Raw genomic sequence first — 13,299 nt, 5'->3', positions numbered from 1 at the left:
CACGTCGTTGATGCCGGCGGCGAGCGGGTCGTGGTACACCTGCGAGGCACCGATGCGGATCATGTGCAGCATGACCTGGGCGTCCTTCGGGTCGTTCTTGTCCCAGCCGTTGTGCAGGGCCTCTCGGGTGCGGGCGAGCCCCACGGAGGAGACCAGGCGCACGGCAAAGCCGGCCTGGAGCAGGCGCCAGGCGATCGGGCGGTGATAGTTGCCGGTGGCCTCGAAGCCGCAGGTCACCGGCTGACCGAGGTTCGACAGCAGCGCGATCAGACGGTCGTGCTCGGCGCGGGTGTTGAGGACGCTCAACCGGCGTCGTCGGTCGGAGCCGGGCACCTCGATGAGGACCTCGTTGCGGGCCTTGGCGACGTCGATGGCTACGAGAACGCCGGCCGGCGGCGTAAGCTGTGGTCTGGTCATGGTCGATCCGTCTCCGGAATGAGGCTTCGAACACCGTCACTCTAGAGACCTGCCGATCGGCCATGACCGCCCAGGGCGGCGCGCTGCGCTCAGCATGGCTTCGCGCGCCGCCCCAGAACCGTCGAGCCATCTTCCCGATGTGCTACGGACCCGAGTTCATCGCCGGGTCGGTGCAGGCGTGGATTGCGGCAGTTGGCGCGACGACCGCTTACATCGCGCCGGGCTCACCGTGGGAGAACGGCTACGTCGAAAGCTTCAACGCGCGATTGCGGGATGAACTTCTGAACGGCGAGATCTTCTACACGCTCAAGGAGGCACAGATCATCATCGAAAGCTGGCGTCGGCACTACAACACGATCCGCCCGCATGGCGCGCTTGGCTATAAGCCACCAGCTCCAGAGGTGTTCGTGCCGGCCATGACCGCTTGGCCGGCTGCGCTCGCCCGACCGGCTCCGCCGGCCAAACTACCCGTGGAGCAACCGCCAACGCTGCACTAACTTTGAACTCGGACCACCACGTGGGGGCCGATCGCTGACGGCGTCGGATTTCGATCCCACGTACGTGCATCTGAGACCACTGGAAGTGGAGGTTATTGCAGCGCCACGCGCTGCGGCCGGCAATCGGCAACGCCCCCATCGGCAACGGCTCGGCCTAGCTGAGGACGGATTGCATGCTCGATCAGCGTGAACTCAGCCGGAAGCCATGAGGGAAAGGCCTCCGCGAACGTCTGGCGGCGCTCCATCGCGGCAGGGCTAGGTGGAACGAAGCTCCGGAGATGACCTGGATTTTTGCTGCAAAACTCCGGCTGCTGTGACTATATAACCAGCTCCGTTTCCCTAAGTTCGATTCTCGTCCACGAGCGTGACATCCCTCGGAGTCACCGGACGCGTCAACAGCGGATGACGCAGCGCCGGCCCGACGCCTGAGTGAAGATCACACAAATTGGCCCGCTCGCTGGTCGAGCGCTGTGACTTAGTCGCCGTTCAGCACGCGTCGCGACAGAACCGCGCTGCAATCGTGTAGCACGCGGTGGCGAACCGCTCCGACCCTGCGTACCGGGGAAAGACGGCCACGAACAGGCGTGGGGCCTGCCCCACTTCTAGGGCCCTAAGACCACGACGCGGTCGACGCGTTCGCCGATGTCCATGTCCTCACCCTGGCCGTCGAGCTTCAGCGCGATCACGGGACCCTGCCGGCAGAACCCCAGGTTGGCGTCTGCGGTTGTCCTCGTCGTTGGAAGCCCGGAGATTCGGGCCTTCCGGACGTGACGTCGCGGCGCCTGGGCGGCGCTCCGGGAGAGAGTTGAGTGCCCCATAGAGACGAAAGCCGGTCCGGCGGGATCGACTTGAGATTGCTCAAGGCCGCGGTCGAGGCGACTGGCGAGGCGATCCTCATCACGACGGCGGATCTCGACGAGCCCGGGCCGCGCATCGAGTACGCCAACTCCGCGTTCACCCGCCTGACCGGCTACGGGTTGGGAGAGGTGATCGGACGGAGCCCCCGCTTCCTGCAGGGTCCAGGGACCGACCGTGCGGCGCTCGACCGGGCACGGGTCTCGCTCGAAGCGGGTGAGGCGTTCCAGGGCGAGGCGCTGAATTACCGCAAGGACGGCTCGACCTACAACGTCGAGTGGCTGATCACGCCGGTGCGCGAGGCCGACGGCCGGATCACGCACTGGGTCTCGGCGCAGCGCGACGTCACGGCACGCCGCGCATACGAGGACCGGCAGGCGCTCATGGTGCGCGAACTCCATCACCGGGTGAAGAACACGCTTGCCACCGTCCAGGCCGTCCTGAACGCCACCGTGCGCTCGTCGCTCACGATGCCGGAGTTCACCCAGGCCTTCACGGGTCGGATCGTGTCCCTGGCCCGGACGCACGCGCTCATCACCGAGGACGAGGCGCAGGTCGCCTCCTTCGAAGGCCTGCTCCGGGCCGAGCTCGACCCGTACCGCGAGGACGGCCGCATCACGCTCCAAGGTCCGGCCCTGGCGCTCCCGTCCGAATTGGCGGTACCCGTCAGCATGGCCTTGCACGAGCTGACCACGAATGCGCTCCGGCACGGGGCGTTGGCACATCCGGGAGGCCGTGTCGCGGTGACATGGTCGGTCGAGGGCGAGCCCGGCGCACGTCATCTCCGCTGGCTCTGGAACGAGCATGACGGACCGCCCCCGACGCTGCCGACCCGGGAAGGCTTCGGAACGCGACTGCTGAACAAGATCCTGACCGCGCAGACGGCGGCAGAGGTCGACGTCGCCTTCGACGCCGACGGCCTGCGGGTCGACGTCCGAGTCCCGCTCGGATCGCGTTAGCTCCGGGTTCAAAGGCTCGGTCCGACTGGAACCTGCAGGACATGCGGCGCGGGAACCGGTTGCCCGTGCCCGAACTTGCGAAAGGGTCCCTTGGCATGGCTTGGCGAGAGCCGACATAGGGCGACCGGCGGTGGGAGACACGGAGCAGTTCAGCGCGACGCAACGGGAGGCCGGCGACGGTGCGCCCGGAGCGACGGCGGCCTTCCCGTACGACAGGATGACCGTGGAGCGGTTCCGCGCGGCGTTCCCACGCGCGCGCTGGCGCGACGACATGGGGGCCTGGTTCGTGCCGGGCGTCACGGCGGAGCGGCGACTGAACGCCTGGTCGAGCCGCGAATGGTCAGGTGTCCTGGCCCACGCCGACGAGCGCGGCCGCGACGTGTTCGCGTTTGACCCCATCACGAGCCCTTACCTGGACGCCGCGGACGACCTGGTGGTGCGGACGCCCTATTCCCGCGCCGTCGTCGCCGAGTTGCGGCAGGTGCCTTGGGCCCGGTGGAACCCGGCGTCGAAGGCGTGGCGCGTGCCGTTCCGGTCCTTCGAGGAGTTGCGCCGGCGATGGCAGGGCATCGAGGCTGAGGCTCGCCGAGCCGAGCCGGAGGCGCGTCGCGAACGCGAAAGGAGCCGCAGGGCTTCCCAGGAGCATGGGGAGAGATTGGCCGAGGCTGCCGAACGCCGCCGCAACCGGTATCCCGTGCCGGAGGACGCGCTGCCGCCGCTCGGGTGCGTTGTGATGACCCACGCGGGGTGCGCGATGTTCGAGGCGGTTACGGGCGAGGTTGTCGAGGCCTCCGTCGCCACACGTTTCTATCCAGACGTTTTGGCCGAGACCGGCACACTGATCTGGGCGACCCTGCGGAGGCCGACGCATGACGAGTTGGTCCGGGCTTGGCCCGCCCAGGCGGCGTCGGTGCCGGTAGAGCTTGCGCGTGGCTGGTGGCAGCCGACCATCGAGGTGCTTCGGGAGGAGCGGCGCAGGGCTGCCTCCCTGGAGCGCGCACAGGCCACGCGTCGGTCACCGGAAACGAAGGCCGACGCAGGCGATAAAGAGGGCCGCTAAGCAGGCCCTCGCGGTCAGGCATGCAGGCTGGGCGTGATGGGCCAGGGACCTCGATTGTCTCCGTCGGGGTTCACCTCCTGTCGCGCTGCTTGGCACCGCGCCGGAGCCAAGCCGTGACTGTGCCCGTACCACCCCTCAGCCGCCTGCCTGCCCTCGGCAAGAACGGCGCCGTACACGTCGTGATCGAGACGCCTAAAGGCAGCCCGAACAAGTACGCCTACTCGGAGGCATTCCATGCCTTCCAGTTCACGATGGTCCTACCGGAGGGGATGAGCTTCCCCTACGATTTCGGGATGATCCCTTCCACGAAGGGCGCCGACGGCGACCCGCTCGACATCCTCGTGGTGATGGACGCACCGGCCTTCCCCGGCTGTGTTTTAGAGGCGCGCCTGCTTGGCGTGATCGAGGCTGAGCAGAGGGAGCACGACGGCACCTGGGAGCGCAACGACCGGCTGATCGGAGTGGCTGTGAAGGCCCGCACGCACGCGCACGTGGAGGCGCTGTCCGACTTGCGCCCTGGCATGCTCGACGAGGTCGAGGCGTTCTTCGGCCAATACAACCAGCTTGCCGGCAAGGATTTCAAGGTGATCCGCCGCGGCGACGCCGCGGTCGCCCTGGCGCTCGTTCAGCAGGGGAGCGATGCCTCCTAGCGGCTGAAATCCGACGTCCGGTCTCTGTTAGGGCGGTACTGGCGTTCCAGCTCAAACCTCAACGCCAGCAGACATCAATCTCGGGAGGTCTCGCGGATCGGCGGGGCTGGTCTTGACGATCCCGAGCATGACTGGATCCCGAACATTCCGAGCGCGGAACCAGTCGCATGAGTTCTCGACCTGGATGGGCCTGGACGCAGGCGGCCTCGTCCTCATTGGCCTAAGCGCGATAAACGAATTCCGCGTAGTTGGCGTTGGATCTCAATTGGACACTGGCCCGAGGGTGCTTGGGCGTCGAAGTCAACACATGTCCGTTTCCAGGATACCGCCAAACACTCTCAGACGACCGGGTTGGGCGCAAAGCCGAACGTCCGGTTCTGCAAGCAATGGCGTTCAGGCGTGACGTCATCTGGCCGTAAGCCGCCTGTCCGCTTCGGAGAAAGAAACCAGAAAAGCTGACAAGACTCTAGCTTTCCAACTTTGCCTGAAGCAGTTCATTCAGGTGCGTTCGAGCGCAGCTGATGACCGATCTCTACCGCGCGATGAGCTGCTTATCTCTGATCGGATTCATTATTTTTGGTGCAAATATACTCATGAGATCTACGTTGGTATCGAGGTGAAGCTTGAGTTATTCAACATTTTTCACTTGCCACGTCATCACGGCAGCGCGCTCCACAGCATTCGATAACAGCTAATTGGTTCGGTCAGGTGGATCACTTGACGCCGTGCTGATGCCCCGCGACCGGCTGACCGGTGGGCATCAGTAGCGGTCCAGACGAATGACGCTCGATCAGCTCGATCGGCATCTCTGTCCGACGCGCGCGCGCTTCCCCGCGAAGGCGGGCTAGAAGATGCTCGGCGACCTCCCGTCCAAGCTCCGCAGTCGGAAGATGGATCGTCGTCAGGGACGGCGCGATGTGGCTCGCGATCTCAAGATTGTCGATCCCGACGACCGACAGATCGCGGGGAACGTCCAAGCCGCGCTGTTCGGCCTCGAGAAGCACGCCAACGGCAAGGAGGTCATTGCCGCACACCACGGCCGTCGGCGGCTCAGCCAACCCTAAGAGTTGCAGGAGGCCGGCCCGGCCTCCGGCGAGAGTGAAGGGCTGCTGCGATACCCGGGCGTTCGAGAGGTCAAGCCCCTCCGCCGCGAGAGCCCGCCGCACGCCGTCGATGCGAAGGCGCGCACGGTCGTTGGCCTGGGTGAATCCTGAGACCATGCCGAAGCGGCGGTGACCTTTGGAGAGCAGGTGCCGAGCCGCGAGATAGCCCGCCTCCGCGTTGTCGAAGCCGATCGAGTCGAGCCGGTCATCGAAGGACCACGTCAGCACCACCGGGATCGGGGCCTCGGAGACGAGAGCCCAGGTCTCGGGCAGGTGGTCCGCGCCGACCAGCATCAGTGCGTCGACCCCGCGACCGAGCATGGACCGGACGAGGGCGGCCTCCTCCGCAGCCGCGTATTCGTGCGCCGCGATCAGGAGCTGATAGCCGTTACGGCCCAGGGTCGTCTGCAGCGCCTGGACCGCGCGTGCGAAGATCGAGTGATCGAGCGTCGGGATAATGGCTCCGATCGTGTGCGTCCGCCCGGATGCCAGAGCCTGGGCCGGGCCGCCGGGCAGGTAGCCGAGGGATTCGGCCGCCGCGCGTACCCGGCGGATCGTGTCTGGGTGGACGATCGCGGCGCCGGCCATCGCACGCGAGGCGGTCGCCGGCGACACGCCCGCCCGCTGGGCAACCGCCTGCAATGTCGCGCGCTGCTGACGTTTCACGGCAAGTCACTCTGGGCCGGATCCCGACTGGCGCAGTGATGAATGCGCATTCAGGAAAACGCAACCGCCGCACCGGATCGCGGGCCGAAAAGGGCGGCGCGCGAGCGAGGTAGTGACGATTAGAGCCTGTGGTTGACAAGGCTGCGGTGACGCGCAGAATGAAAGCGCATTCATTGAATGCTCATGCGGTGCGTCGCGACAAGACGGCCACCGCAGCGCGAGGAAACGCCGTGAAGTTCAGCCGCCGCATGTGCGTCGGTATGGCGACGCTCGTCGTCATCGCCGTCCTCTGGTACGTCGCGACCACCGGCCTAGGCCTAATTTCGGCAGGACGCTTTCCCGCGCCGGTCGACGTGGAGACGGCGGCAGTCCAAGCCCTCGTTCGGGGCTACCCCGATACGACGCTTCTCGTCCACGTCCTGCATTCGCTCCGGCTCGTGGCCCTGGGCTTCGTCGTCTCGGTGGCGCTCGGCGTTCCACTCGGCATGCTGATGGGCTGGAACCGCACAGCCGAAGCCCTCATCAATCCCGTCTTCTTGCTGCTGCGCCCAATCCCGCCGCTCGCTTGGATCCCGCTCGCCATCCTGTGGCTCGGCCTGGGCGACGAGGCCAAGGTGATGGTGATCGTCATCGCGGCGCTGCCCCCGGCGGTGATCAGCACCCAGACCGGCGTGCGCGGCGTGCCGCCGCACATCGTCGAGGCGGCGCAGATGCTCGGCACACCGCGGCTGCGCTTTGTCCTGGACGTTCTGGCGCCGGCGGCAGCGCCGATGATCTTCACGGGACTGCGGCTGGCGCTCCAGGCAAGCTGGACCACCCTGGTCGCGGCCGAGCTCGTCGGCTCGCTCGCGGGGCTCGGCTACGTCCTGAACGTCGCGCAGCAGGACCTCTACCCGGGCATGATCCTCGTCGGCATGGCCGCCGTCGGCGTGCTCGGTGCCGGCAGCACCGCGCTGCTGGGGATGGCCGAGCGCCGGGCGATCGGCTGGGCGCAGCTGCGGGGGGCGGCATGATCGCCTCCCGCCAGCCCCTGCCGCTGCACCGCAGCCTAGCCCTCGGCGCGATTGGCACCCTGGCCTTCCTCGGCTTCTGGGCGTTCCTCGCCCGGTCCGGCCTCGTCTCGCCGCTGTTCCTTCCGGGACCGGTTGCCGTGGCGGAGCGCTTCGCGACCCTGACCGAGCGGCCGTTCGCGGGGGGCACGCTCCCCGCCCATGTCGCCTCCAGTCTGCAGCGGTTCCTGGTCGGCTACCTGCTCGCCGCCGCGGTCGGCGTGCCGCTCGGCTTGACGATGGGCTGGTCGCGCCTCCTCGACGACATCGTCACGCCGATCTTCGACGGGCTGCGCTTCATCGCGCCGATCGCCTGGGTGCCCTTCGCCGCCCTCTGGTTCGGCACCGGGATCGGTGGCCCGATCCTGATCATCTTCGCGGGCGCCTTTCCGCCCTGCCTGATCAACGCCTATCGCGGCGCCCGCTACATCGACGCGCGCCTGCTGGAAGCCGCCGAGATGCTCGGAACGCCGGGCTACCGGATGATCGCCGAGGTGCTCCTGCCGGCCGCGCTGCCCTCGATCGTCGCCGGCCTGCGCATCAGCGCGGGCCTGGGGTGGCAATCGCTAGTCGGCGCCGAGCTGATCGTGGCCTCGACGGGGGTCGGCTACATGATGGTGCAAGCCCAAGGGGCCGTCTCGACCGCGACCGTGATGGTCGGAATGGTCGCGATCGGCCTCGTCGGCGTGGTCATCGACGTCGCGTTGCGCACGCTCGAGACCCGCCTCCGCCGGCATCACGGACAGGCTTGAGGTGATCCGATGAGCGCAATCCGGTTCGAGCGGGTCGAGAAGAGCTTCGGGAGCCACGTCAAGGCGCTCGACGGCGTCGACCTCACGGTGGCCGACCGCGAGTTCGTGGCCATCGTCGGCGCCTCGGGTTGCGGCAAGACGACCTGCCTGCGCCTCGCGGCCGGGTTCGAGGCCCCGACCGGCGGCCGGATCACCGTCGGCGGACAGCCGGTCACCGAGCCGGGTCCCGACCGCGCCGTGGTGTTCCAGCAGTTCGCGCTGTTCCCGTGGAAGACCGTGACGCAGAACATCGGATTCGGGCTTCGCAACAAGGGCATGCCCGCCGCCGAGCGCCAGGAGCGCGTCGCCGCGGCGATCGACATGATCGGCCTCTCGAGCCACGCCAACGCCTACCCGCACCAGCTCTCCGGCGGCATGCAGCAGCGCGTCGCCATCGCCCGCGCCTACGTCCTCGAGCCCGAAGTGCTCCTCATGGACGAGCCCTTCGGCGCCCTCGACGCGCAGACCCGCGTGGTGATGCAGGAGGAACTCGTCCGCCTCGCGCGCAAGAACCCGCGCACCGTCCTGTTCATCACCCACGGCGTCGAGGAGGCCGTCTACCTCGCCGACCGGGTCGCGGTCATGACCAAGCGCCCGGGGCGCATCAAGGAGATGATCGACGTCAAAGCGGTCCGCGAAGCCGAACGCTGGGAGGAGCACGCCCGCATCGAGGACGTGATGGACCTCGAATCGTTCGTCCATCTGCGGACGCACATCTGGAAATCGCTGCGTGAAGAGAAGGCGGCCGCCCGATGACCGGACGGTCCGCGATCCGAGGGAGAGGCGACATGGCCGAGATTCGAGGGAACGGGTGCCGGGGCGGCCGGCGGCGGGCATGGCTCCTGGCCGGCGTCCTGGCGCTGGCGCCGGTGGTCGCGCCGCCCCTGCGGGTGAAGGCTGCGGAGCCCGAGCGGATCGGTGTGTCCTATCAGCCGTCGCTCTACTGGGCGCTGCCCTTCTACATCGCCACGCAGAAGGGTTGGTGGAAGGAGGTCGGCCTCGAGCCAACCTTCGCCGTCTTCCCGGCCGGCGCGCCCCAGGTCGCCGCCGCGCAGGCGGGATCCTGGGACGTCGGCGGGACCGGTTCCGTGCCGGCGATCCTTGGCGCGGCGCGCTTCGGCCTGCTGACGATCGGCCTCACCAACGACGAATCGAAGACCAACGCGCTGATGGTGCGCGCCGCACGGCACGATGCGATCCTCAAGGATCCCAAGCAGCTCGCCGGACAGAAGCTCCTCGTCACCACCAACTCCACCGCCGATTACGCCGCCCGCGCCTGCCTGCGGAAGTGGGGCCTCGGCCCGCGTGAGATGCGCTTCGTCAACCTCGGACAGGCTCAGATCATCTCGGCGATGATCGCCGACGCGGGCGATGTGGTCGGCGTCTGGGCTCCGAACACCTACACGCTGGAGGAGAAGGCCAGCGCGCAGGTTCTGTGCAGCGGGGCCGACGCCGACGCCATGGTGCCCGGCGCCCTGATCACCCGCGCCGACTTCGCCAAGGCGCATCCGGACGCGGTCGCCAAGTTCCTCGCGGTCTATCTCCGGGGCTGGGGCTGGGCCAAGGCGAATCCCAAGGAAGCGCACGACATGGCCAAGCGCTTCTACGCCGAGGGCGGCGTCGAGGCGTCCGACCACGCCATCAACCAGGAATTCGCGCTGCGTCCGACCTACGCCCTCGACGCGCAGCTCAAGGCGATGGCGCGCGCGGACGGCCCCTCGCAGGTCGACGGCTGGTTCTCGCGGATCGGCACGTTCATGGCCGAGGTCGGCACCATCGCGCAGGCGCCCGATGCCAAGGGATACATCGACGACGCCTTCATGAAGCGCGTCGCAGCCGATCCGAAGCTCCGGGCCTTCGCCACGGAGTTCGACGCGGCCGCAGCCCCGCACTGAGCGCGAGCGGTCGCCGGGCGCGCAGCGCTGCCGCCAGGGGGCCAGCCCGCGCCGTGGCGGACCCCGGCTCCGCCCTCCCGAAGGGCGCCGTCTGAATTCGTTCGAGGCATCCGTAAAGAGGCAGAGATCATGACGATCGACTACGCGAAGCGGGCGACCAAGACGCCTGAGACCGAGACCGACGCGGCGCGGCAGGTCGTGACGGAGATGCTCGCCGCCATCGAGGCGAGGGGCGAGGAGGCGGTACGGGACTATGCCCGTTCCCTCGACCGCTGGACCGGCGAGATCGTCGTGACCCCCGAGGAGATCGCCCGGCGCACGAAGGACATCCCCGAGCGCGTCAAGGCGGACATCGCCTTCGCGGCGGGACAGGTCCGGCGCTTCGCCGAGGCCCAGCGCGACAGCGTCCAGGACTTCTCGGTGGAACTGGTGCCGGGCCTCGTCACCGGCCAGAAGCTCGTCCCCTGCAATGTCGCGGGGTGCTACGTGCCCACCGGACGCTATGCGCACATCGCCTCGGCCTACATGTCGGTGGCCACCGCCAAGGCGGCAGGCGTACCGACGGTCGTGGCCTGCTCGACGCCCTTCCGCGGCGAGGGCATCCACCCCTACGTGCTCTACGCGATGCAGGTGGCCGGCGCCGACGTGATCATGACGCTGGGCGGCGTCCAGGCGATCGCCGCGATGGCCTTCGGGCTGTTCACCGGCAAGCCCGCCGACATCATCGTCGGGCCGGGCAACAAGTTCGTGGCCGAGGCCAAGCGGATGCTGTTCGGCCGCGTCGGGATCGACGTCTTCGCGGGTCCCTCCGAGGTCGGGATTATCGCCGACGAGACCGCCGACCCGGCGCTCGTGGCCTCGGACCTCGTTGGCCAGGCCGAGCACGGACACGAGAGCCCGGCTTGGCTGTTCACCACCTCGCGTGCCCTCGCGGACGACGTGATCGCGCGGATGCCGGCGCTGATCGACGCCTTGCCGCCCACGGCGCGGGACGCGGCCGCCGCCGCGTGGCGCGACTACGGCGAGGTGGTGGTTTGCGGGAGCCGCGAGGAGATCGTCGCCGTCTCCGATCGCTACGCGAGCGAGCATCTGGAGGTCCACGCCGCCGACCTCGACTGGTGGCTCGCGCAGCTCAGTAATTACGGTTCGCTGTTCCTCGGTGAGGAGACCACGGTCGCCTTCGGCGACAAGACCTCCGGCCCGAACCACATCCTCCCGACCAAGTACGCCGCCCGGTATTCCGCCGGCCTGTCCGTGCACAAGTTCCTGCGTCCGCTGACGTGGCAGCGCATGGACCGGGAGGCCTGCAAGACCATCGCCCAGGCCACGGCCCGGATCTCGCGCCTGGAGGGCATGGAGGCCCATGCCCGCACGGCCGACCACCGGCTCGCGAAGTATTTCCCCGGCCATGGCCTCGATCTCGGCGAGGCGGTGACCGCATGACCTTCCGTCTGACGCGGCTGTTCGATCTTACCGGGCGGACGGCTCTGGTGACGGGGGGCAATTCCGGGCTCGGGCTGGCGCTGGCCCGCGCGCTGGGCCTCGCCGGGGCCGGGCTGATCCTGACCGCCCGCCGCGAGGCCGACCTCGCGGCGGCGGCCGAGGACCTGCGGGCGGAGGCGATCGCCAGCGAGGTCCTGCCCGCCGATCTCACGGAGCCCGCCGCGGTCGCCCACCTCGTCGCGCGGCTCGACGGCCGACCGGTCGACATCCTCGTGAACGCCGCGGGGATGAACCTGCGCCAGCCCTTCGCGGCCGTGACGGCAGAGGCCTTCGACCTTCACATGGCTCTGCATGTGCGCGCACCCTTCCTGCTGACCCAGGCCCTCGCGCCGGGGATGGCGGCCCGCGGATTCGGGCGCGTCATCAACGTCGCCTCCCTGCAATCCTACCGGGCCTTTCCGGACTCCGCGCCCTACGGGGCCGCCAAGGGGGCGGTGGTGCAGCTCACCCGCGCCATCGCGGAAGCGTGGTCGGCGCGCGGCGTGACCTGCAACGCGATCGCGCCCGGCTTCTTTCCCACGCCGTTGACGCAGGTGGTGTTCGCCGATTCCGAGCGCGCGGCCCGCAACGCCTCGCAGACGGCCTGCGGCCGCAATGGCGAACTCACCGACCTCTACGGCGCGGCGGTCTTCCTCGCCTCCGAGGCATCCGCCTACGTCACCGGGCAGACGCTGCCGGTCGACGGGGGTTTCACCGCCAAATGAACGCCCGTCTGTCCGAGGCCCCGCGATGAAAGCGCTGATCTACACCGGGCCGAACGCGCTCATTGTCGACGACGTGCCGGTTCCCGTGCCGGGGGCCGGCGAGGTGCTGGTGCGGGTCGAGGCGGTCGGCATCTGCGGTTCGGACATGCACGCCTATCACGGTCACGATGCCCGGCGCCCCGCCCCGCTGATCCTCGGCCACGAGGCCGCCGGACGGGTCGCGGAGGGGCCGCGGGCCGGCGCGCGCATGGCGGTGAATCCGCTGGTCACCTGCGGAAACTGCCCGGCGTGCGAATCCGGGCGCACGCACCTGTGCCCGAGCCGGCAGATCCTCTCGATGCCCCCGCGCCCAGGGGCCTTCGCGGACTACGTCTGCGTCCCCGAGAAGAGCCTCGTACCGATCCCGGACGCGCTGTCGACCACGCACGCAGCCCTCGCCGAGCCGCTCGCCGTCGCCTACCACGCCGTCAACCAGGGGGCGCGGCTTCTCGGCCGCCCTCTGGCGGGGGCGCGTTGCGTGGTGCTGGGCGGCGGCGCAATCGGTTTCGGGTCGGGTCTGGTCCTGGCCATGCAGGGTGCCGGCGATGTGGTCATCATCGAGCCGAATCCCGAGCGGCGCACCAAAGCCGCGCGCGGCCTCCCGACGGCCCGCTGCCGAGCGCCCGACGATGCCGAAGGTCCGGGTCCCGACAGCGCCGACCTGATACTCGATGCCGTCGGCAGCGACGCGACGCGGGCCAAGGCGAGCCAGCTCGCCCGGCCAGGGGCGGTCATCGTGCATATCGGGCTTCTCCCCGGCGAGCGGGGGCTGGACGTTCGCAAGATCACGCTTCAGGAAATCGTGCTCTCGGGCAGCTACTGCTACACGATGCAGGAGTTCCGCGATGTGGTTGAGGCCCTCGCGGATGGCCGGCTGGGTTCTCTCGATTGGGTCGAGGAACGCCCTCTCGTCGCGGGCGCGGTTGCCTTCGCCGACATGGATGCAAGTCGCGTCGCCGCGCCGAAGCTGATCCTGCGTCCGAACACGCCGGCTTGAGAATAAGCGTCGCACGAACGAGGGTCGTAGCCGAAGCCGGACCCACGACGGCGGCTTCCACCGGCGAACGCGATCCTCGTGCAGGCGGAGCCCGTCCCCATGCAGGCGGGGCCT

The 13,299-nt window shown here is 68.7% G+C and carries 12 protein-coding genes and 1 pseudogene; 11 read left to right on the top strand and 2 right to left on the bottom strand.

The genetic code is table 11. The features are described from left to right. A partial coding sequence (locus tag BLT59_RS16480) for an IS110 family transposase (RefSeq protein WP_139174060.1) occupies nt 1-417 on the bottom strand: 417 nt, incomplete at its 3' end. A gap of 146 nt (nt 418-563) precedes the next feature. On the opposite strand from BLT59_RS16480, the pseudogene BLT59_RS16475 reads away from it, so the two are divergent. The 4 genes and pseudogenes from BLT59_RS16475 to BLT59_RS16460 all read left to right on the top strand — a co-directional run. Further along, nucleotides 564-914: pseudogene (locus tag BLT59_RS16475) on the top strand (transposase); the annotation flags it as partial. 809 nt (nt 915-1,723) lie between these two features. After that, complete coding sequence (locus BLT59_RS16470; RefSeq protein WP_091782311.1) at nt 1,724-2,728, top strand: HWE histidine kinase domain-containing protein; 1,005 nt, start codon at nt 1,724-1,726, stop codon at nt 2,726-2,728. Nucleotides 2,729-2,858: 130 nt separating this feature from the next. Beyond that, entirely contained in the window at nt 2,859-3,788 is a 930-nt protein-coding gene (locus tag BLT59_RS16465) for a hypothetical protein (protein ID WP_091782308.1), read from the top strand. 113 nt (nt 3,789-3,901) lie between these two features. Continuing rightward, nucleotides 3,902-4,438: an inorganic diphosphatase gene (locus BLT59_RS16460; protein WP_091782305.1), complete on the top strand. Its 537-nt coding sequence runs from the start codon at nt 3,902-3,904 to the stop codon at nt 4,436-4,438. Between the two features lie 713 nt (nt 4,439-5,151). Here BLT59_RS16460 and BLT59_RS16455 read toward each other — a convergent pair. Continuing rightward, nucleotides 5,152-6,207, bottom strand: coding sequence for a LacI family DNA-binding transcriptional regulator (locus BLT59_RS16455; protein WP_210185977.1), 1,056 nt, complete (start codon nt 6,205-6,207; stop codon nt 5,152-5,154). Between the two features lie 230 nt (nt 6,208-6,437). Here BLT59_RS16455 and BLT59_RS16450 point away from each other — a divergent pair, with 230 nt between their 5' ends. The 7 genes from BLT59_RS16450 (at nt 6,438) to BLT59_RS16420 (ending at nt 13,185) form a co-directional block, all read left to right on the top strand. Continuing rightward, a complete protein-coding gene (locus BLT59_RS16450) occupies nt 6,438-7,220 on the top strand; it encodes an ABC transporter permease (RefSeq protein ID WP_244514021.1) in 783 nt (260 codons plus the stop codon). Then, nucleotides 7,217-8,008 carry an ABC transporter permease gene (locus tag BLT59_RS16445; protein WP_091782298.1) on the top strand — a complete coding sequence of 264 codons (792 nt, stop codon included), beginning with the start codon at nt 7,217-7,219 and terminating at the stop codon, nt 8,006-8,008. The genes BLT59_RS16450 and BLT59_RS16445 overlap by 4 nt, the downstream gene beginning before the upstream one ends. Before the next feature lie 9 nt (nt 8,009-8,017). Next, complete coding sequence (locus BLT59_RS16440) at nt 8,018-8,803, top strand: ABC transporter ATP-binding protein (RefSeq protein WP_091782296.1); 786 nt, start codon at nt 8,018-8,020, stop codon at nt 8,801-8,803. 32 nt (nt 8,804-8,835) lie between these two features. Continuing rightward, a complete protein-coding gene (locus BLT59_RS16435; protein ID WP_091782293.1) occupies nt 8,836-9,942 on the top strand; it encodes an ABC transporter substrate-binding protein in 1,107 nt (368 codons plus the stop codon). A 129-nt stretch (nt 9,943-10,071) separates the two neighbouring features. Then, complete coding sequence (gene hisD / locus BLT59_RS16430; protein ID WP_091782291.1) at nt 10,072-11,385, top strand: sulfopropanediol 3-dehydrogenase; 1,314 nt, start codon at nt 10,072-10,074, stop codon at nt 11,383-11,385. Next, nucleotides 11,382-12,149 (top strand): SDR family oxidoreductase, encoded by a 768-nt coding sequence (locus BLT59_RS16425; protein WP_091782289.1) that lies wholly within the window; start codon nt 11,382-11,384, stop codon nt 12,147-12,149. The genes hisD and BLT59_RS16425 overlap by 4 nt, the downstream gene beginning before the upstream one ends. 25 nt (nt 12,150-12,174) lie before the next feature. Further along, the gene (locus BLT59_RS16420) at nt 12,175-13,185 is read left to right on the top strand and encodes an alcohol dehydrogenase catalytic domain-containing protein (RefSeq protein WP_091782286.1); all 1,011 of its coding nucleotides are present in this window, start codon (nt 12,175-12,177) and stop codon (nt 13,183-13,185) included. Nucleotides 13,186-13,299: the final 114 nt, after the last annotated feature.

Origin of the sequence: Methylobacterium sp. UNC378MF, assembly GCF_900103195.1 — a bacterium.
Lineage (GTDB): Bacteria > Pseudomonadota > Alphaproteobacteria > Rhizobiales > Beijerinckiaceae > Methylobacterium.
The sequence above is the reverse complement of the archived record's forward strand: the minus strand, read 5'-3'. Positions and strand labels throughout refer to the sequence as shown.